The organism is Sphingobium sp. B7D2B (assembly GCF_025961895.1).
Taxonomy (GTDB): Bacteria; Pseudomonadota; Alphaproteobacteria; order Sphingomonadales; family Sphingomonadaceae; genus Sphingobium.
The window spans coordinates 946,623-965,883 of sequence record NZ_JAOQOM010000001.1 but is presented as its reverse complement, the minus strand read 5'-3'; the positions used below and the strand labels follow the sequence as shown (position 1 = coordinate 965,883).

The window sequence follows — 19,261 nt, the reverse complement described above, 5'->3', positions numbered from 1 at the left end:
CTCTCCCTTCCGAACCCCAGATGGAGTCCAGCAAACCGGTGATGCTCATTCGATCTTGCGCCGAATGTCGCCTCACCCGCTCCGTTGGTTCAATGTCTAACTTTAGTTGACCTAACTAACAATTCGAATCGAACTTATCTTGTCATAATTCGCGCTGCCAGGCGCGTAAACGCCCTGCTCGTCATCGTGCCGCGCCTGCTCCGCCAATGCAACCGGCTGCCGCACAGCGCGGCACGGCTTTGATCGCCGCGCGCGTCCTGCTAGCCCATGCGCATGAAGAACATCGCCACGCTCACCCTCAATCCCACCATCGATGTGGCCTACGAGGTCGACAAGGTCTTCGCCACGCACAAGATGCGGACGGCTGGCGAATATCATAATCCCGGCGGCGGCGGCATCAATGTCGCCCGCGTGTTCGTGCGGCTGGGTGGCAATGCGCGGGTGCATTACCTGTCCGGCGGGGCGACGGGCGTGGCGCTGGATGGCTTGCTCGACCGGCATCAACTGGTGCGCGCGCAGATTCCGATCCAGGGCGAAACCCGCGTCGCGACCTCGGTGCTGGAGAAGGAGAGCGGAAAGGAATATCGCTTCACGCCGCCGGGCCCGGTGGTGGAGGAAGCCGAATGGCGGCTGGCGCTCGACCAGCTCAGTCAGGTGACGTGCGATTATTTCGTGGCCAGCGGATCGCTGCCGCCCGGGGTGCCGGAGGATTTCTACGGGCAGCTTGCCGCCGCGCTGGCGCCGCGCGGCATCGGCTTCGTGCTCGACAGTTCAGGCGCCGGTCTGCGCGGTGGCCTAAGCGGCGAGCATGTGCTGCTGGTCAAGCCGAGCCAGGGCGAATTGCAGCAGCTCGTCGGGCGCGACCTGAAAGGTCCGGACGCCATTGCGGCGGCAGCGCAGGAGATCGTGCGATCGGGCCGCGCCCGCTATGTCGCGGTCACTCTCGGCCATGAAGGCGCGGTGCTGGCGACGGCAGAGAGCACCCTCTATCACCCCGCCATCCCCATCGACGCGAAAAGCGCGGTCGGCGCCGGCGACAGCTTCGTCGCCGCGATGGTCTATGCGCTGGCCAGCGACTGGCCGGTGGAAGATGCCTTCCGCTATGGCATTGCCGGCGGCACTGCGGCGGTGCTGACGCCGGGCACCGACCTCGCCCGCCCGGCCGACATCGACCGCCTCTACGCGCAGATCAAAACCGGCTGACCAGCGCGCGCGCCGCCGCCTGCACGTCTCGCCAGGTCACATCGAACCCGGCTTCATCGCCAAAATAGGGGTCGGCCACGGCTTGCCCCTCCCGCCCCGACACCATGTCCAGCAACAGGCCGACATGAGCGCGATGCCCTGCGGGCGCGAGGCGCCGGATGTTGGCGAGATTGTCCCCATCCAGCGCAAAAATCATGTCGAAGCGCTGGAAATCCGCCGGGGCTATCTGCCGCGCGCGATAGGTCGAGATGTCGATGCCATGGCGCAGCGCGGTGGCCTGCGCGCGCGGATCGGGCGGCCGCCCGACATGCCAGTCGCCCGTGCCCGCCGAGTCCGCCGTCACATCGAGGCCGGCCAGCGACGCCTCGTGGCGGAAGGCCGCCTCGGCCAAAGGCGACCGGCAGATATTGCCGAGACAGACGAACAAAATGGCGGATGGGGTTGGCTTGAGCATGTGCCTCGCTATCATGCGCGGACGACGAACGCGACCCGGCCGCGCTTCGGCCAGGCCGCGAGACAGGAACCCGCCCCCATGTGCGGGCGTTCGCAACGAGAGCCACGCCGAACCCAATCACGGCGGACCCAACCATGACAGGGGAATCACCATTTCGCATCCGTCCGCATTCGATCTTCCAGCGCCCTCAATCGACACCCTCGACCATCTCAGCCTGTTTCTGGATCTGGACGGCACGCTCTTCGAGCTGATCGACCATCCCGAAGAGGTAATCGCAGACGAGCGTCTGCGCAGCCTCCTCACCCGGCTGTCGACGCGGCTCGACGGGCGTCTGGCGGTCGTGAGTGGGCGCTCCATCGCGCAGATCGACGCCATTCTCGGCCCTATCGCGCAGGATCTGGCGGTTTCCGGCAGCCATGGCAGCGAACATCGCTGGCGCGGCGTCGCGGCGCATCCGGTGCGGCCCAAGGGACTGGACGAAGCCGCTGCGGACTTTCGCGCCTTCGCCGGTCAGCATGAGGGGGTGATCGTCGAGGACAAGAGCTATGGCGTCGCGCTGCATTTCCGCATGGCGCCACAGATCGAGGCGGAAGCCACCGCCCTCGCCACCCGCCTCGCTAACGACCTCGGCCTCCATTACCAGCCCGGTAAGATGATGACGGAACTGCGGATGCCCGGCGGCGACAAGGGCAAGGCCGTGCGCACCCTGATGAGCCGCGCGCCCATGGCAGGCACCTCGCCGTGGTTCCTTGGCGATGACGAGACAGACGAGGCCGCGTTTCTCGCCGCGCAGGCGCTTGGCGGCGTCGGCGTGATCGTGGGCGATCGGCGACCGACCGCAGCCCAATACAAGCTTGCCAATCCGCGCGCCGTACATGCCTGGCTGGAGGACCTGCTCTGATGACTGCAACACTCGACCTCTGGCCCATCGGCAATTGCCAGGTCTCCGCCCTGATCGACCGGGCTGGCCGCTTCGTCTGGGGCTGCGTGCCACGGGTGGATGGCGACCCGGCCTTCTCCTCCCTGCTCGACCCGGCCCCGCGCGCCGCCGAGGGCGCGCGCGGCTTTTGGGAAATCGACCTGGAAGACTGCGTGGAGACGACGCAGCATTATGTGCGCAACACGCCGGTGCTGGTGACGCGGCATGAGGACAAGCATGGCAACGCCATCGAGGTCATCGACTTCTGCCCGCGTTTCCACCGCAGCGGGCGCATGTTCCGTCCGGTCGCTTATGCCCGCATCGTCAAGCCGGTGGCGGGCAGTCCGCGTATCCGCATCCGCCTGCGCCCGGCGCGCGACTGGGGGGCGCGCGATCCGCACCGCACGCGCGGCACCAATCACATCCGCTACATGCTCTCGGACATGACCCTGCGCCTGACGACAACCGCGCCGGTCGGCTGGATCGAGGACGAGCGGCTGTTCCGGGTCGAGCGGCCGCTGCACTTCTTTCTCGGGCCAGACGAGAGCTTTGCCGACGATCTGCGCATCACACTGGATACCATGCTCGACCGGACGATCCGTGAATGGCAGAGCTGGGTGCGCGGCCTCGCCACGCCCGTAGAGTGGCAGAAGGCGGTCATTCGCGCCGCGATCACGCTCAAGCTGTGCCAGCATGAGGAAACCGGTGCCATCGTCGCGGCGCTGACCACATCGCTGCCCGAACATGCCGATAGCGGGCGCAACTGGGATTATCGCTACTGCTGGATTCGCGACGCTTATTACACCGTGCAGGCGCTCAACCGGCTCGGGGCGCTCGATGTTCTGGAGAGCTATCTCGAATATCTGCGCAACCTCGTCGACAATGCGCGCGGGGGGCATATCCAGCCGTTGTACGGCGTGGGCGGCGAGGCCACGCTGACCGAATGGATCGCGCCGGGGCTCGCCGGCTATCGCGGCATGGGACCGGTGCGCGTCGGCAATCAGGCCGCCGAGCAGATCCAGCACGATGCCTATGGCCAGATCGTCCTCTCCAGCACCCAGAGCTTCTTTGATCGGCGGCTGCTGCGCATGGGCGGCACCGACGATTTCCATGCGCTTGAGGCCGTGGGCGAGCGCGCGTGGGACGTCTATGACAAGCCCGATGCCGGTCTGTGGGAGCTGCGCACCCGCAGCCATGTCCACACCTACTCCGCCGCCATGTGCTGGGCGGCGTGCGACCGACTGGCCAATGCCGCCGCCGCGCTTGATCTGCCGGAACGGGCCGCCTTCTGGCAGGGCCGGGCCGATCGCATGCGCCAGACCATTATCGATGCGGCCTGGCGGGAGGACACAGGCCGCATGTCCGCGACATTCGGGGGCGACGATCTGGATGCCAGCATCATCCAGTTGCTGGACCTACGCTTTCTCTCGCCCGGCGATCCGCGATTCAAGACCACGCTCGAGGCCGTCGAGCAGGGGTTGCGTCGCGGCAGCCACATGCTGCGCTATGCCACCGAGGACGATTTCGGCCTGCCCTCGACCGCCTTCAACGTCTGCACCTTCTGGCTGATCGAGGCGCTGCACGCCACCGGACGGGTCGACGAGGCGCGGGTGTTGTTCGAGGAAATGCTCAGCCGCCGCACTGCCGCCGGCCTGCTCTCGGAGGATATCGACCCAGCCACGGGCGAACTGTGGGGCAACTATCCCCAAACCTATTCGTTGGTTGGATTAATCAACTGCGCCGTTCTGCTCAGCAAGCCGTGGAGTACCATCAGATGACTCGCCTCGTCATCGTGTCGAACCGCGTCAGCCCGCCGACGGGGGAAGGACAAGCCAATCAGGGCGGCCTCGCGGTCGCGCTGTCATCGGCGCTGCGCGAGACAAACGGCATCTGGTTCGGCTGGTCGGGCAATGAAACCGAGACGTTCACCGGTCATGTGAATTTCAGCAAGAGTGATGGCGTCACCACCGCCACCGTCGACCTCGAACCCCAGGATATCGACGAATATTATAACGGCTTTGCCAATCGCACGCTCTGGCCGCTCTTTCACGACCGGACCGACCTCGCAGAATTCGAGCGCAACTTCGCGGGCGGTTATGCGAGGGTGAACGAGCGCTTCGCCGACACCCTGCTGCCGCTGATCACGCCCGAAGACCTGATCTGGGTCCACGATTACCATCTCATCCCGCTCGGCGCGGAACTGCGCAAACGCGATGTGACCAACCGCACCGGCTTCTTCCTCCACACGCCCTGGCCCGTTGCGCGCCTGCTGACCTCCCTGCCGAGCCACGCCAAGCTGGTGAATGCGTTGTTCGCCTATGATCTGCTGGGCTTCCAGTGCCAGGCCTGGCTCGATTCCTTCCTCTATTATGTCCACGACCAGTTCCCCGAGGCGGAGATATCGGACGGTGTGATCCGCATCGGCGACCGGACCGTGCGGGTCGTCGCCTGCCCGATCGGCATCGATGCGGGGGACTTCGCCAAAAGCGCGACCACCCCGGAAGCCGATGAAGCGCGCGAAAGCATCCTGCGCAGTCTCGAAGGCCGCGACCTCATCATGGGGGTCGACCGGCTCGATTATTCCAAGGGCATGGAGCAGCGTTTTCACGGGTACAGCCGCTTGCTGCAGGACCATCCCGAATTTCAGGAAAAGGTCACCTTCCTCCAGATCGCGCCACCATCGCGCGAGCAGGTCGCCAGCTATCAGGACATCCGACGCGAACTCGACGCGCTCTCGGGCCATATCAACGGCGAGTTCGCCACCGCCCATTGGGTGCCGTTGCGCTATGTGAACCGCGGCTATGACCGGCTTGCCCTCTCCGGCATGTACCGCTCCGCGCGCGCTGCGCTGGTGACGCCATTGCGGGATGGGATGAACCTTGTCGCCAAGGAATATGTCGCGGCGCAAGACCCGGAAAATCCCGGCGTCCTCATCCTCTCCCGTTATGCCGGCGCCGCCGAGCAATTGCAGGATGCCCTGCTGGTCAACCCGTTCAGCCCGGAAGAACTGGCCGACGCGCTGCACCAGGCGCTGCTCATGCCGCTCGAAGAGCGCAAGACGCGCTGGCGGGCTATGATGGACAGCGTGGAAACGCAGGACATTCGCTGGTGGCTCAAGCGCTTCCTCGATCTGCTGACGAGCGAACACCCGCCGCGAGGGAGCACTGCCGAGGCCTCTGAGAGTTCAGAAGGCGCAGATACGAAAGAGGCCGCTCAGGCTGCAGCCTCCTCCTGAGCGGAGGGCGCGGTCGCGATCCGCGCCTTGGAGAAGGCGAGCACGCACAGGATGCAGCAGCCGACCGGCACCAGCAGCGCCAGAAAGAACATGCTGGCGGACATGTTGGCAGCGATCAGCGCCCCGCCCACGAGCGGCCCCGCCATCGCACCCACGCGCGCGACGGCGACCGCCAGACCGATGGCGGCCGACAGCATCGTGATCGGGTAGATGCTCGCGGCCACGGCCGTCAGGGCGATATGGGCGCCGCCGACGCCCATGCCGATAATCAGCATGAGCAGACCCCAGGTAGCGAATGTCGGCGCCAGCACCGCCAGCGCCACCAAGCCGAGCGACACCAGCGCATAGCCTGCCAACAGCGCCGGAATCGTGCGGTGACGGTCGATCTGCGTAGCCAGAATGAGGCCGCCGACCAGTCCGCCGATCTGCACGATGGAAGCCATATGGGCCGACGTCTCGAAGCTGAAGCCGACCCCGCGCAGCACCGTCGGCAGCCAGCTCGCCAGCATGTACATGGACAAGGCGTTGAAGCAGAACAGCGCGGAAAACAGCGTGGTGCGCAGCAGATAGCCGCGCCCCAGCGGCGCCAATATGGGAATGTCCGTCCAGTGCCACGCCCGCTCGCGCGCCGGTTTGGCCGCTATGGGCGCCGCCGGAAGGCGCGTGAGAAACAGCGCGAGAAGAATCGTGATCACGAACATGAAGGTCGCCGGGACGGTGAACGCCGCTTCCCACCCGCGCCCGGCGGTGAGCCATGGCACCACGACGCCGGCACCGGCTGCCCCGACCGGAATGCCGCAGCCGACAATGGTCATTGCGCTCGCCCGCCGCTTGGCCGGCATCACCTCCGCGAGGATCGCCAGCACGTTGGGCAGGCAGGCGCCCAGCGCCGTGCCCGTGAGCAAGCGCCACCAAAAGAGCTGACTGACCGTCTGCGACCATGACGTGCCGAGTGTCGCGAAGCTGATAACGCCCAGCGCCACAACGGTCGTCGTGCGCCGCCCGACCTTGTCGCCCAGCGGTCCGAGAAAGAAGGCGCCGAGACCCAGGCCGATGACCACGGCAGACAAGGCCGGTGCGAACAGGGCCGGCGCTTCACCCCACAATTGCGCCAGATGCGGCACGATCACGGGCATCGATCCGATGTCATAGCCATCGATAACCATGATGATGAAGCTCAGCAGGCCGACGATGTAGATCTGAAATCCGCTGGCCGCCTTGGCAGGCGCCGGCGGGTCCGCTTGTGCATCGGCCGACAGAATTGCGTCGCTCTGGCTCATCTCGGTCCCATCCTCTCACCCTCGCCGCCGGTTCATCCGGTCTGGCCGTTCCTGCTCGTCCATCATCGCTGCGCTGGCTCGGCCGGCGCCGTCTTGCCCAGAATGAGGTCAGCCGCCTTTTCCGCGATCATGATTACGGGGGCGTTGGTATTGCCCCGGATCAGCGCCGGCATGGAGGACGCATCGACCACCCGCAGGCTCTCGACCCCGCGCACCCGCAACTGCGCATCCAGCACGGCAGCATCGTCGGTGCCCATGGCGCAGGTGCAGGCGGGATGGCCCCCGCTCCGCGCGGTTGCGCGCAGCCAGCCTTCAAGCGCGGCATCATCTGCTGCATCGGAGCCGGGCGCGACTTCTGCGGCGACCAGATCACGCGCCGGCGCTGTCGCGAAGAAACGGCGCATGAAGTGCATCGACCATAAGAGCCGATCAAGGTCGCCCTGTTCGCTCAGGAAATTCAGGTGGATTTTGGGCAGCGCCTCTGGATCGGCGGAGCGCAGCGCGATGCTGCCCCGGCTCTCGGGGTTGAGCAGCAGCGTGCCGGCCGAAAACTGGTGCCCCGCGCCTTTTCGCCAGCCGGGGAACCAGGGCCGCGCCGCGTAGCTTGCGTGGACGATCTGAAACTGAAGATCCGGCCGATCCTGCAAAGGCCCAGAGCGCAGGAAGCCCTGAACCGACATGGGGCTCTGCGCCATATTGCCGGTGCCGAACAAGGCCCAGCGCACCGCATGCAGGGCGATCCGGTCGAGCCGCAACTGATCGTCAAAGGTCACCGGCGCGGCGGCCTGCCAGAAGCTGAGCGCGATCGGATGATCCTGCAGATTGGCGCCCACGCCCGACAGATCGCGCAGCACCGGCACGCCCATGTCAGCCAGATGCGCCGCCGGGCCGATGCCTGAGAGCATGAGCAGTTGCGGCGAGTTGATCGCGCCGCCGCACAGGATCACCTCGCGGCGCGCCCGCACCTGACGCACGGTCCCGCCCTTGCGATACTCGACCCCGACCGCCCGGCCATGCTCGATGATGACGCGCGAGGCGAGCGCGTGGGTCTCGATCCGCAAATTGGGGCGACCCCGCACCGGGTCGATGAACGCCCGCACCGTGCTGTGCCGCCGCCCCGCGCGGATCGTGCAATCGGGAATGCCGAACCCCTCCGGGCGCGGCACGTTGAAATCCGGTTCCTCGTCATAGCCCAGATTGCGCGCGGTATGCATGAAGGCGGGGAACAGCACCGGGTCCGGCTTCATCGCGGTGACGTGCAGTTCGCCCGTCCCGCCATGGTCGGCATCCGCTCCCCGCCAATTGGTCTCCGAGCGGCGGAAATAGGGCAACACATCATCGAAGCCCCAGCCGGGCAAGCCCATGTCGCGCCAGCGATCATAGTCCGCCGCGTGGCCGCGAATATACATGGTGCCGTTGATCGAGGAACTGCCGCCGAGCGCCTTGCCGCGCGGAATGGGCTGGGTGCCATTGCCCATTTGCGGGTCCGGCTCGCTCTCATTGCCCCAGATGAAGCGCTCGGTCGCGGCGGCCTGCATCCAGGTGAGCGGCATATCGATGATCGGATGACGGCACTCGCCGCCCGCCTCCAGCAGCGTGACGGAGGTTCCGGCCTGCGCGCTCAGGCGATTGGCCAGCACGCAGCCCGCACTGCCTGCCCCCACGATGACGAAGTCCGCCTCACCCATCGGTCGGTCGCCCTCCCCTCCACGCTGTCTCTGCCAGACCGTTGCGGCCTTTGCCCTGCTGGTCTTACGGTGCATATGCACGAGCACAAGTGCGATAACGCACGCCTGCCGCAATGGAGAGCGATGAGATGCGATATACCGCCGATGAGGAAGCCAATCTGGCGCTGGTGCGCGGCCTTTTCGACGAGGTGCTCAACCCCATGGATTCGGGCGCCGTGGACCGGTTCATCGCGCCCGACTATATCCAGCACAATCCCTCGGTCGAAACGGGGCGCGCGCCATTCAAGGCGTTTCTCGACCATATCAGGTCGGTGCATCCCCAGGGCGTGCATGATGTGAAGCGCATGTTTGCCGATGGCGATCATGTCATCGTTCACTACCACGTCCGCCGTTGGCCGGACGATAGCGGCTGGGCGGTGGTTGACATCTTCCGGATCGAGAACGGCCTCATTGTGGAGCATTGGGATGTCGCGCAGGACGTGAAGCTCGGCGGGCCGAACGCGAACGGGATGTTCTGAGCAGCGGGCCTTCGCCGCCCGTGCAGATGCGACCAAAAATCGTCGGGCTTTGGGCGGCGCCGGTGGAATGAAATTGACTCTGTGCAACCGACGCGCAAGATCGTGCATTGTCGGGCTGGATTCTACCGCCGTCCGTCTTTTCCGAGGGCTCCGTGACGATCGATTTTCAGGCCCTGCTGGCGCGTTCTCCCAATCCCTATGTGTTGCTCGATAGCGATCTGCGGATCGTCTGGATGAACGACGCTTATCTGCAGGTGACCATGCGCACCCGCGATAAGCTGCTGGGCCAGAACATGTTCGATGCCTTTCCGAGCGACCCGGACTCGGAGAGTCACCGGCAACTGGAATCCTCGTTCCGGCGGGTTTTCGCCTCCGGCAAACAAGACGAGATCGCGCTCATCCGTTACGACATTCCCACGCCCGACGGCGGCATGGACGTGCGCTACTGGAGTGCGACGCACACGCCCTTTGCGGATGAGGCACGCAAGGTCGCCTACATCCTGCAGCACACGGTCGACGTCACCGAACTGCAGACGCTGCGGGCCATGCGCGATGAAATGGGCCTGATCCAGCGCGCCAATGCCGTGCAGGCGCGCAATCTGGACCTCGCGGAAGAGGCCGGGCAGTTCAAATCCCTGTTCGAGCAGGCGCCGGGCTTCGTGGCCATTCTGCACGGGCCGGATCATGAGTTCCGCATGGCGAATGCCGCTTATCACAAGCTGGTCGGGGGCCGGGATCTGCTGGGCAAGCGGGTGAAGGACGCACTGCCGGAAGTGAGCGGGCAGCGCTTCCTGAACCTGCTCGACCAGGTCTATCGCTCGGGCAAACCCTTCATCGGGCGTCGCCTCAAGGTGCTGCTGCAGAATGACGAGGGAACCGAGGTGCAGGAGCGCTTTCTCGACTTCGTCTATCAACCCACCGTGGGCGAAGGCGGGACTGTTTCCGGGGTGTTCGTCCAGGGCCATGACGTGACCGACCAGGTGGAATCGGAAGAGCGGCAGGCCCTGCTGATGAACGAGCTCAATCACCGCGTGAAGAACACGCTGGCGATCGTCCAGGGCCTCGCGATGCAGTCATTCCGCCAGATGCCGGGGTCCGAGGTTCCGCGTCAGACCTTCAATGCGCGGCTCGCGGCGCTGGCGGCGGCCCATAACCTGCTGACGACCAGCAACTGGAAAACCGCCGGCTTCATCGAGACGGTGCGCAGTGCGGCCGAAGCCTCCATCGGCGAGGATCTGGCACGGGTGCATCTCGATGGCCGGGATTTCACCATCGCGCCGCAGACGGCGGTGTCCCTCTCCATGATCATTCACGAACTCTGCACCAATGCTGTGAAATATGGGGCTTTGTCCGTGCCTGAAGGTCACATAGACCTGAGCTGGACGATCGAGGACGAAGAAGAGGATTACCGATTGATCGACCTGCGTTGGGAAGAACGCGGTGGCCCGCCCGTCCAGCAACCCGCAAGTCGCGGTTTCGGGTCGCGCCTCATCGAGCACGGCTTCTCGACGGAGCGGGCCAGCGGCGTCGTCATAGACTTTCGGCCGACCGGCCTGCTGTGCACCATCAAGGCAAAGCTCACCAACGCATCGATTGTTTCATGAGACTGGACGACCTGACCATCCTGATCGTTGAGGACGAGCCGATCATCGCGCTCGTCCTCGAAGACAAGCTGCTGGATCGCGGCGCGAACCCCGTTCTGGCGCACAGCTTCGACAGTGCGGCAGAGCTGATCGGCCGACAGGCGCTGGACCTCGCCATTCTGGATGTGAACATCCATGGCCAGCAAAGCTATCCGCTGGCGCAAATGCTGCGAGACAAGGGCACGCCGTGCATCTTCGTGACCGGCTATGGCGGCGCGCTGCACCCCGAGGCGTTCGCGCACGTCACCACGCTGACCAAGCCCTATAGCGTGGCCGCGTTGGATGACGCGCTCCAGACGGCGCTGGCATTCAGAAATGCCAGCCAGCCGGAACCCGACACGCCGCTGACCTGACCGGTCAAAGCCGCGTCACCGGCGCGGCGGCGTTTTCAGGCCAGCTCGACCGGCGTTGTATCGTAGCCCGCCACAGCCAGCGCCTGCATCAACCGCTGGAGATGGGCTTCGTCGCGCGTCTCGCACTCCACATCCAGAGTCAGGCCCTTGGCGGGCAGATTGGTGAAAATCCGCTGGTGGGAGAGCTCCAGGATGTTCACCGCCTCCTGATCGAAGATGCGAGCGACATGGAACAGCGCGCCGGGACGATCCTGCATGATGATGCGCAGGCGCGCCAATCGGCCTGAACGGGCCAGATCGCGCAGCAGCACATTGGCGAGCAGGCGCGTATCGATGTTGCCGCCACACAGCACCAGGCCCACCGTCTTGCCGGCGAACAGCGGCTTGTGCTCGATCAGTGCGGCGAGACCGGCGGCGCCAGCGCCCTCGACCACGGTCTTCTCGATCTGGAGCAGCAGGCTCACCGCCTGTTCCAGCGCGCGCTCGGTCACGAGCACCACATCATTGGCGAGCGCGGTGACGAAGCGGCGCGTGAGCTGCCCCGGCTCCTTGACCGCAATGCCCTCGGCCAGAGTGTCGCCGTCGCACGGCAGGTTGGCGCTCTTCACCACATCGTACATGGAGGGGTAGAGTTCGGCCTGAACCCCGATCAGCTCGATATCCGGGCGGATGCCGCGCGCGGCGGTGCCCATGCCAGAGAAGAGCCCGCCGCCGCCGATGGGAATGACCAGCGTGTCGATCTCCGGCGCGTCCTCCAACATCTCCAGCGCCACGGTGCCCTGCCCGGCGATGATGTCCGGCTCGTCGAAGGGGTGGACGAAGGTCAGCCCGCGCTCGGCTTCCAGCTTGCGCGCGTGATTATAGGCGTCCTCGAATTTCTCGCCTTCCAGCACCACGGTCGCGCCGTGACCCTCGGTCTGCATCACCTTCACCAGCGGCGTCGTCATGGGCATGACGATGGTAACGGGTACGCCGAGCTTGGCGCCGTGATAGGCAAGGCCCTGCGCATGGTTGCCGGCCGACGCCGCGATAACACCCTTGGACCGCGACGCATCGTCCAGCAGCAACAGGCGATTGAGCGCGCCGCGCTCCTTGTAGGCAGCGGTGAACTGGTGGTTCTCGAACTTGAGATAGACGGTGGCGCCAGTCATCTGCGAGAGCGTCTTGCTGACCACCGTGGGCGTGCGCAGGATCGAGCCCGAAATTCGCGCCGCCGCCGCGCGGACATCGGCGACGGAGACGGGCAGCGCATCGGCACTGGCCGTCAGGGGCTCAAGCGGTTCGATCCTGTTCATGGCGCCGCCCCCTACTCCCATCTGGCGCATCCTGCAAACTGCCACTATGCCCTGCTTATGGCAAAAATCGCGTTTATCGGGCTGGGAGTGATGGGCGGACCAATGGCGGGGCATCTCGCCGCCGCCGGGCACGACCTCTCGGTGTTCAATCGGTCGATGGGCAAGACCCAGGCCTGGGTCGAGCAGCATGGCGGCGAAGCGGCGGTCAGCCCCGCGCAAGCGGCGGCGGAGGCCGAGGTCGTCATCAGTTGCGTCGGCAATGATGCCGATCTCGAAGCGGTGACCATCGGGCGCGACGGCGCGTTCCGGACGATGCGGCCCGGCGGGCTGTTCATCGACCACACCACCGTCTCCGCCAAGATCGCGCGGCAGCTCGCCGACGAGGCGGAGAGCCGGGGGCTTCATTTCGTCGATGCGCCGGTTTCCGGCGGCCAGTCCGGCGCGCAGGGGGGCACGCTTTCGGTGATGTGCGGCGGCACGCAGGCGGCGGTCGAGGCGGCGCGGCTGGTCATGCAAAGCTATGCCGCCCGCATCGTGCATTGTGGCGAGGCCGGCGCGGGCCAGACCACCAAGATGGTCAACCAGATCTGCATCGCCGGCGTGCTGGAGGGCCTCTCCGAAGCGCTGCGGTTCGCGCAGGCAGCAGGGCTCGACCTCGGCAAGGTCCAGGAAGCGATTGGTGGCGGCGCCGCGCAAAGCTGGCAGATGGACAATCGCTGGAAGACGATGAGCGAGGACAGCTTCGATTTCGGCTTCGCAGTGGAGTGGATGCGCAAGGATCTGGGCCTCGCCCTCGATGAAGCGCGCACGCTCGGCGCCACATTGCCGGTCACGGCGCTGGTCGATCAATATTATGCCGAGGTCGTCGCCATGGGCGGCGGACGGCAGGATACCAGCGCGTTGGTGAGGCGCCTGCGCAAGCCATGAGTTTTGCACGAAGGACAAGCGCCGTTCTGGCGGCGCTCGCGCTCGGACTGGGCATGGGCGCGACCCGCGCGGACGCGCAGGGCCTGATCGATAATGTGAACGGCATCACGGTCGATGCGACCGGCGACCTCGTGCATTTCACCGGCCTTGTCATCAGCGACGATGGACGGGTAGAAAAGCGGCTGGCGCGCGGCGAGAAACGCCCCGATCGGCCGAGCTTCCGCTTTGACGGCAAAGGCCGCACGCTGATGCCCGGCATCATCGATGCGCATGTCCATGTCATCGATCTCGGCTTCTCGCGCCTCAATCTGGACCTGAGCGACACCAATTCGCTCGAAGAGGCGCGGCAGAAGATCGCCGCCTTCGCTGCGGCCAACCCCGGCCGTCCGTGGATCATCGGCTTTGGCTGGAATCACGAGAAGTGGAACCTCGGTCGCTTCCCGACTGCCGCCGACCTCGATGGGCTGGGCGATGGGCGCCCGATCTGGCTGGAGCGCGTGGATGGTCATGCCGGCTGGGCCAATGCCGCCGCGCTGGCCGCCGCAAAGATCGCGCCGACCAGCAAGGCGCCCGTCGGCGGGCGGATCGAGATGGTCGCAGGGCGGCCCAGCGGCATCCTCGTGGACAAGGCGATGGCGCTGATGACGCCTGCCCTCCCCCGCCCCCAGCCCAAGGATTATGACGCGGCACTGTCCGCCGCGCAGGATGCGCTGCTGGCGCGCGGCGTCACCACCGTCGCAGACATGGGCACCAGCATCGAGCATTGGCAGGCCTATCGCCGCGCCGGCGACCGGGGCGCGCTGCGGATCCGCATCCTGGGCTATGCCGCCGGCATGGAGCAGGCCGCGCTGATCGCCGGGCCTGCGCCGACGCCGTGGCTCTATAATGATCGCCTGCGCCTCGGTGGCGTGAAGCTGGTGCTGGATGGCGCGCTCGGGTCACGCGGCGCCTGGCTCAAGGCGCCTTATGCCGATGCGCCCAAGGAGAGCGGCTTAGCCCTGCTGACCTCAGCCCAGTTGCGCAACCAGATGAGCCGGGCAGCGATGGACGGCTTCCAGCTTGCCGTACACGCCATTGGCGATCAGGCCAATGCCGAGACGCTGGATGCCATCGAGGAGCTGAGCGAGACCTACAAGGGCGACCGGCGCTGGCGGATCGAACATGCGCAGATCGTCGACCCGGCCGGTCTCGCCCGTTTCGCGCGCAGCGGCACGATCGCTTCCATGCAGCCGCAGCACGCCACCTCCGACTGGGCGATGGCGACGCGGCGGCTCGGGCCGGAGCGGCTCGGCGGCGCTTATGCCTGGCGCACGATGCTGGACAACAAGGTGCCGCTGGCGTTCGGCTCCGATGCACCGGTGGAGCCGGCGGATGCCTTCATCGGCCTCAAGTCCGCCACCACGCGGCTCGATGCCCGCAACGAGCCAGCGGGCGGCTGGTTGCCGACGCAACGCCTGACGCTGGCGGAGGCGCTGCGCGCTTATGGCCGCGGCGCGGCTTATGCCGCATTTGCCGAGGAGCGCTTCGGCAATCTCGCACCCGGCCAGCGTGCCGATTTCCTCATTCTGGACCGCGACATCGAACTGGCCAGCCCCACCGACCTTGCCGCGACGCAGGTCCTCGAACTGTGGATGGACGGCAAGCGCGTCGCTCTGAAGGATCGCTGAATCGTGAACGCCATTCGCCTTGCCACCAAATATGTCGAGAAGCCCTGGGGCCGCACCGATCTGCCAGCGGCCTATCCCGATGGACAGGGCCGGCAGATTGGCGAGGTCTGGTTCGATGGGCCGGACGGCCAGCATCCGCCGCTGCTCGTCAAATATATCTTCACCAGCGAGCGCCTGTCCGTCCAGGTTCACCCCAATGACGCGCAGGGCCAGGCGCGCGGTCTGCCGGGCGGAAAGAGCGAGTGCTGGCTCATCCTCGATGCCGAGCCCGGCGCGACGCTTGGCATGGGGACGCTCCGCCCGCTGGACGACGAGACCCTGCGCGCCGCCTCGCTCGATGGCAGCATCGAGCATCTGATGGACTGGAAGCCGGTGAAGGCCGGCGACTTCTTCTACATCCCCGCCGGGACTGTCCACGCCATCGGTGCTGGCGTCACGCTGGTCGAGGTGCAGCAGAATGTCGATGTGACCTATCGGCTGTACGATTATGGCCGCCCGCGCGAACTGCATCTGGATGACGGCGTCGCCGTGAGTCGGGCCGAGCCCTATACGAGGGCGCCGGTCAACATCGCAGAGGTGGATGCGGACACGCTTCTCCGCCGCGACGAGGCGCCCTTCACGCTGGCGCTGGAGCGCTGGCACGCAGGCAGCCACAGCCTGGACTGCGCTAATGGTCCGTGCTGGTTCGTGCCGCTGAGCGGCCGGGGCACGATCGACGGACTGGCTTGGGCAGCGGGCGAGTGCTGGCTGGTGACGGATTCCGCCACGCTCACCGTGACCGAACCCGCCCGGGGCCTCATCGCGCAAAGCTGACACCTGCCAGACTTAGTCAATGAGAGAGTGCGCGCGGCCCGCGCAGCTGCGCTCATTCCCCTTGCGCTTAGCCGCAAAAATACTGGCATTCGAGATTGCAACGCCCTATTCAGCGCCCGACAATGGCGAGGACTGAAAGAGGCTCTGCAATGGCAAAAGACAACAAAATCACATTTTACGATCTGGCGTTGGCGAGCGGCGCGACGATCAGCCCCTTCGTGTGGGCGACGAAATATGCGATCGCCCACAAGGGCTTCGAGATCGACACGGTACCCGGCGGCTTCACCGGCATTCTCGAGCGCACCGGCGGCAAGACCGAGCGCCTGCCCGCGATCGTCGACGATGGCAAATGGGTGCTCGATAGCTGGCTGATCGCCGAATATCTGGACGAGACCTATCCCGACCGGCCGACGCTCATCCCGCACCCCAGCGTGCGCGCCCTCACCCAAGGCATGGAAGCCTGGCTGTGGAAAGAAGCGATCAGCCCGTGGATGACCTGCTTCCTCAAGGAATATCGTGACCGCTCGCTGCCGCAGGATCATCAATATGTCACCGAATCGCGGGAGCGGATGTTCGGCCGCAAGATCGAAGACATCATCGTGGGCCGTGAAGACCGCCTGCCCAAGGTGCCGCCAAACCTCCAGATCATGCGCAATGTGCTGGCGGAGAATAAGTGGTTCGGTGGCGATACGCCCAATTATGCCGATTACCGCCTGCTCGCCGTGTTCCTGTTCACCGCCTCGGTAGCAGATACCCCCGTGCTGACCGACGACGATCCGCTGCGCGATTGGATCGAGCGCGGGTTCGATCTCTATGGCGGCCTCGGCCGCCACCCCGGCCTCTCGCCCATCTTCGGCCTGCAACTGCGCGAGGGCGATCCCGAACCGTTCGTGAAGGGCAATGCCAAGAACGGCCTCTCCAGCCGCAACACCGGCCCGCAGTCCACCTCGGCGGAAACCGCGCGGCTCAAGGGCGAGGCCCAACCGGCCGCCTGAGCGCCCGCAACATCGTCCTTTCGAGGCTACAAAAGACAGACAGGCGGCAGGCTTCACGGCGTGCCGCCTGTTCGTTTTTGCGATCTCTTGCCGTCCGCCCGCGCGCGGATTACCCACAGCGCAGGAGAGGAGACATAATCATGAAAAATCTTGCTCGCCGGGTCGGCTTGGCCCTGGCTCCTATCGCCATTGTTGCCGCCCCTGCCCTCGCCCAGCAGGAACTGCCGCCCGTGCTCGCCAGCGGCGCGAAGTCCGATGTCGCGCCCGCCGTGCAGATCCTGCGCTGGCACATGAATGATGCGGACGTCGCGTCCCTGACCTTCCGCAGCATGGACGCGCTGTTCACCACGCGCTCAGCGCCGCGCTCCGGGCCGATCTGGCAGCTCCCGCGCAACGACAAGCCGCTCGATTTCAGCTATGCCTATAAGGGCACGACCTACAAGGCCGACGACCTTCTGGAGCGCACCTATACCAACGCGCTGCTGGTGATGAAGGACGGCAAGATCGTCACCGAGATCTACCGCAACAATAGCAATGAGCAGACCCGCTTCATGGGCTGGTCGATGACCAAGTCGCTGACATCTATTCTCATCGGCAGCGCGCTGGCGGAAGGGCGGATCAAGTCGCTCGACGATCGCATCACCGCCTATCTGCCTGAGCTGAAGGGCTCGGGCTATGAGGGCGTGTCGATCCGCCACATCCTGCAGATGCGCTCGGGCGTGGACTATGAGGAGCGCTACGACTTCGCCAATCCCGGCATCGCCGCGACCAATCACATCAATGCGCTGGTCAAGAATGTCTCGCGCTTTGCCGACATGGCGCGGCACGTGAAGCGGCTGCACACGCCGGGCACTGTGTTCCAGTACAAGACCATCGACACTGCCGTGCTCGGCTGGCTGATCGAGCGGGTGAGCGGCGGCGACACCATTGCCGGCTATGCGACCAAGCATCTGTGGGAGCCGCTGGGCGCCGAGCGTGACGGCTTCTTCATCATGGATGGCCCGCCGGGCGTCGGCCGCGAGTTCAACGGCGCCGGCTACAATGCCACGCTGCGCGATTGGGCGCGCGTGGGGCAGATGATGCTCGATGGCGGCAAGGCCAATGGCAAGCAGATCGTCTCGGCCGCCTGGGTCGCGGAATCGACGCGGCCGACCGACCCCAAGGAAGCAGGGCCAATGGGTTATGGCTATCAGTGGTGGACGCTGGGCGGCGGCTCCTACTCCGCCATCGGCCTGCAGGGGCAATATGTGTTCGTCGATCCGGCGAGCCGCACGGTGGTGGTGAAGCTCAGCTACTTCCCGCCAGCCAATATGAGCGCGGACGAAGAGACGGCTGCATTCCTGAAGGCCGCCGCCGCTTGGACACCGCGCTGAGCGTTATCCCTTGAGCATCAGAAATGCCCCGGCCTCTCATCGAAGCCGGGGCATTCCGAACGGTCTGTCCCACACAGCGCCGTTCTGCGGCGACGGTGCGAGGGAGGCTTACTCGTCGCCGGTGCTGGCAGACTGGCCGGCCGCGCCGGAACCCTGGACCGAGCCGCTCACGGTGCCGCTGGCATCCACCGAGCCGGCGGTATCACGCACCTGTCCGGCAGCGTTGCGAGCAGCATTCGCCGTGCCACGCGCCGTACCGCGCGCCGCTTGAGCGGCACCGCGGGCCGTGCCGCTCGCGGTCTCCACTGTGCCGCGAGCGGTGCCCCGCGCCGTCTTGGTCGTGCCCTGCACAGTGCCGCGGGTCGTTCCGACGACCTCCCGGGCCGTGCTGCGAACCGCATCGGTGCCGACACCCTGCGCCGAGACGCCGACGCTCTTGTCGATGCTCTGGCTGGTGCCGAGCGCACCGCCACCGGTCACGGAGCCAGCCGGACCAGTCGCGGACGTCGCACCCTCAACGGTGCCGGCAACCGTGCCGGCCAGACCCGCATTGGCGCTGGCCGAACCCGAGCGCGTATCGACCGAGCGGCTGGTGTCGGCCCGGCCCGCGCCGGACAGGGTGCCGGTGACGCTCTGCGAGGCAGAGCCGACCGAGCCGAGCGTACCGCCAAGATTGCCGGCACCGCCCAGCGTGCCACCAAGCGTGCCGCCCAGCGACCCGCCGGCATTACCAAGGAGCTGCGCCTGCGCGGGCATCGCGAAAATGGCGGCAGCGGCGAACGTGGTGATCAAAATCCGGTTCATATGACATCTCCTTCAAGATGCGGGCCTCTCTTCTGACCCGTCGAAAGGAGAACGATGGCTGGATGGGACTTCATCCCGACCCGCCGGAAAAAAT

The 19,261-nt window shown here is 65.9% G+C and carries 17 protein-coding genes; 12 read left to right on the top strand and 5 right to left on the bottom strand.

Features of this window, described 5'->3' with window-relative positions:
• The first annotated feature begins 273 nt into the window (after positions 1–273).
• On the top strand, positions 274–1,203 hold the full coding sequence (locus M2341_RS04255; protein ID WP_264584345.1) for a 1-phosphofructokinase family hexose kinase: 930 nt from the start codon (positions 274–276) through the stop codon (positions 1,201–1,203).
• Here the strand turns inward: M2341_RS04255 and M2341_RS04250 are convergent.
• Entirely contained in the window at positions 1,190–1,657 is a 468-nt protein-coding gene (locus M2341_RS04250; RefSeq protein WP_264584344.1) for a low molecular weight protein-tyrosine-phosphatase, read from the bottom strand. The two genes, M2341_RS04255 and M2341_RS04250, sit on opposite strands and share 14 nt — an antisense overlap.
• A 13-nt stretch (positions 1,658–1,670) precedes the next feature.
• On the opposite strand from M2341_RS04250, the gene otsB reads away from it, so the two are divergent.
• From otsB to M2341_RS04235, 3 genes are read left to right on the top strand one after another with little or no spacing between them, the layout of a single operon-like run.
• Positions 1,671–2,558, top strand: coding sequence for a trehalose-phosphatase (gene otsB, locus M2341_RS04245; protein ID WP_264584343.1), 888 nt, complete (start codon positions 1,671–1,673; stop codon positions 2,556–2,558).
• Positions 2,558–4,354, top strand: a complete 1,797-nt coding sequence (locus tag M2341_RS04240) for a glycoside hydrolase family 15 protein (RefSeq protein WP_264584342.1) — start codon at positions 2,558–2,560, stop codon at positions 4,352–4,354. The genes otsB and M2341_RS04240 overlap by 1 nt, the downstream gene beginning before the upstream one ends.
• A complete protein-coding gene (locus M2341_RS04235) occupies positions 4,351–5,811 on the top strand; it encodes an alpha,alpha-trehalose-phosphate synthase (UDP-forming) (RefSeq protein ID WP_264584341.1) in 1,461 nt (486 codons plus the stop codon). The genes M2341_RS04240 and M2341_RS04235 overlap by 4 nt, the downstream gene beginning before the upstream one ends.
• Here the strand turns inward: M2341_RS04235 and M2341_RS04230 are convergent.
• Positions 5,790–7,091, bottom strand: a complete 1,302-nt coding sequence (locus M2341_RS04230; RefSeq protein WP_264584340.1) for an MFS transporter — start codon at positions 7,089–7,091, stop codon at positions 5,790–5,792. The two genes, M2341_RS04235 and M2341_RS04230, sit on opposite strands and share 22 nt — an antisense overlap.
• Before the next feature lie 62 nt (positions 7,092–7,153).
• Positions 7,154–8,779 (bottom strand): GMC family oxidoreductase, encoded by a 1,626-nt coding sequence (locus M2341_RS04225; protein WP_264584339.1) that lies wholly within the window; start codon positions 8,777–8,779, stop codon positions 7,154–7,156.
• Positions 8,780–8,907: 128 nt separating this feature from the next.
• Between M2341_RS04225 and M2341_RS04220 the strand changes: the two genes are divergently transcribed.
• From M2341_RS04220 to M2341_RS04210, 3 genes are all read left to right on the top strand, one after another.
• The gene (locus M2341_RS04220; RefSeq protein WP_264574524.1) at positions 8,908–9,297 is read left to right on the top strand and encodes a nuclear transport factor 2 family protein; all 390 of its coding nucleotides are present in this window, start codon (positions 8,908–8,910) and stop codon (positions 9,295–9,297) included.
• A 107-nt stretch (positions 9,298–9,404) separates the two neighbouring features.
• Complete coding sequence (locus M2341_RS04215; RefSeq protein ID WP_264584338.1) at positions 9,405–10,901, top strand: sensor histidine kinase; 1,497 nt, start codon at positions 9,405–9,407, stop codon at positions 10,899–10,901.
• Positions 10,898–11,293: a response regulator gene (locus tag M2341_RS04210; protein ID WP_264572131.1), complete on the top strand. Its 396-nt coding sequence runs from the start codon at positions 10,898–10,900 to the stop codon at positions 11,291–11,293. The genes M2341_RS04215 and M2341_RS04210 overlap by 4 nt, the downstream gene beginning before the upstream one ends.
• 35 nt (positions 11,294–11,328) lie before the next feature.
• Here the strand turns inward: M2341_RS04210 and M2341_RS04205 are convergent, their stop codons facing one another.
• Positions 11,329–12,588: a threonine ammonia-lyase gene (locus tag M2341_RS04205; RefSeq protein ID WP_181558795.1), complete on the bottom strand. Its 1,260-nt coding sequence runs from the start codon at positions 12,586–12,588 to the stop codon at positions 11,329–11,331.
• A 57-nt stretch (positions 12,589–12,645) separates the two neighbouring features.
• Here M2341_RS04205 and M2341_RS04200 point away from each other — a divergent pair, with 57 nt between their 5' ends.
• The 5 genes from M2341_RS04200 to M2341_RS04180 all read left to right on the top strand — a co-directional run bounded on the left by M2341_RS04200 (position 12,646) and on the right by M2341_RS04180 (position 18,363).
• Positions 12,646–13,515, top strand: a complete 870-nt coding sequence (locus M2341_RS04200) for an NAD(P)-dependent oxidoreductase (RefSeq protein WP_264584337.1) — start codon at positions 12,646–12,648, stop codon at positions 13,513–13,515.
• Entirely contained in the window at positions 13,512–15,182 is a 1,671-nt protein-coding gene (locus M2341_RS04195; protein ID WP_413715215.1) for an amidohydrolase, read from the top strand. Before M2341_RS04200 ends, M2341_RS04195 begins: the two co-directional genes overlap by 4 nt.
• Before the next feature lie 3 nt (positions 15,183–15,185).
• Entirely contained in the window at positions 15,186–15,995 is an 810-nt protein-coding gene (locus M2341_RS04190) for a class I mannose-6-phosphate isomerase (protein ID WP_264584336.1), read from the top strand.
• Positions 15,996–16,144: 149 nt separating this feature from the next.
• Positions 16,145–16,990, top strand: coding sequence for a beta-etherase (locus M2341_RS04185; RefSeq protein ID WP_264572128.1), 846 nt, complete (start codon positions 16,145–16,147; stop codon positions 16,988–16,990).
• 140 nt (positions 16,991–17,130) lie between these two features.
• Positions 17,131–18,363 (top strand): serine hydrolase domain-containing protein, encoded by a 1,233-nt coding sequence (locus M2341_RS04180; protein ID WP_264584335.1) that lies wholly within the window; start codon positions 17,131–17,133, stop codon positions 18,361–18,363.
• A gap of 108 nt (positions 18,364–18,471) precedes the next feature.
• Here the strand turns inward: M2341_RS04180 and M2341_RS04175 are convergent, their stop codons facing one another.
• The gene (locus M2341_RS04175; protein WP_264584334.1) at positions 18,472–19,167 is read right to left on the bottom strand and encodes a hypothetical protein; all 696 of its coding nucleotides are present in this window, start codon (positions 19,165–19,167) and stop codon (positions 18,472–18,474) included.
• Positions 19,168–19,261: the final 94 nt, after the last annotated feature.

What these genes read in the sequence shown, in the direction of transcription:
- M2341_RS04235 (WP_264584341.1), top strand. Translation starts at nt 4,351, where the DNA reads ATGACTCGCCTCGTCATCGTGTCGAACCGCGTCAGCCCGCCGACGGGG.
- M2341_RS04250 (WP_264584344.1), bottom strand. Translation starts at nt 1,657, where the DNA reads ATGCTCAAGCCAACCCCATCCGCCATTTTGTTCGTCTGTCTCGGCAAT.
- M2341_RS04220 (WP_264574524.1), top strand. Translation starts at nt 8,908, where the DNA reads ATGCGATATACCGCCGATGAGGAAGCCAATCTGGCGCTGGTGCGCGGC.
- M2341_RS04195 (WP_413715215.1), top strand. Translation starts at nt 13,512, where the DNA reads ATGAGTTTTGCACGAAGGACAAGCGCCGTTCTGGCGGCGCTCGCGCTC.
- M2341_RS04205 (WP_181558795.1), bottom strand. Translation starts at nt 12,588, where the DNA reads ATGAACAGGATCGAACCGCTTGAGCCCCTGACGGCCAGTGCCGATGCG.
- M2341_RS04200 (WP_264584337.1), top strand. Translation starts at nt 12,646, where the DNA reads ATGGCAAAAATCGCGTTTATCGGGCTGGGAGTGATGGGCGGACCAATG.
- otsB (WP_264584343.1), top strand. Translation starts at nt 1,671, where the DNA reads ATGCGCGGACGACGAACGCGACCCGGCCGCGCTTCGGCCAGGCCGCGA.
- M2341_RS04210 (WP_264572131.1), top strand. Translation starts at nt 10,898, where the DNA reads ATGAGACTGGACGACCTGACCATCCTGATCGTTGAGGACGAGCCGATC.
- M2341_RS04175 (WP_264584334.1), bottom strand. Translation starts at nt 19,167, where the DNA reads ATGAACCGGATTTTGATCACCACGTTCGCCGCTGCCGCCATTTTCGCG.
- M2341_RS04225 (WP_264584339.1), bottom strand. Translation starts at nt 8,779, where the DNA reads ATGGGTGAGGCGGACTTCGTCATCGTGGGGGCAGGCAGTGCGGGCTGC.
- M2341_RS04240 (WP_264584342.1), top strand. Translation starts at nt 2,558, where the DNA reads ATGACTGCAACACTCGACCTCTGGCCCATCGGCAATTGCCAGGTCTCC.
- M2341_RS04255 (WP_264584345.1), top strand. Translation starts at nt 274, where the DNA reads ATGAAGAACATCGCCACGCTCACCCTCAATCCCACCATCGATGTGGCC.
- M2341_RS04180 (WP_264584335.1), top strand. Translation starts at nt 17,131, where the DNA reads ATGAAAAATCTTGCTCGCCGGGTCGGCTTGGCCCTGGCTCCTATCGCC.
- M2341_RS04230 (WP_264584340.1), bottom strand. Translation starts at nt 7,091, where the DNA reads ATGAGCCAGAGCGACGCAATTCTGTCGGCCGATGCACAAGCGGACCCG.
- M2341_RS04185 (WP_264572128.1), top strand. Translation starts at nt 16,145, where the DNA reads ATGGCAAAAGACAACAAAATCACATTTTACGATCTGGCGTTGGCGAGC.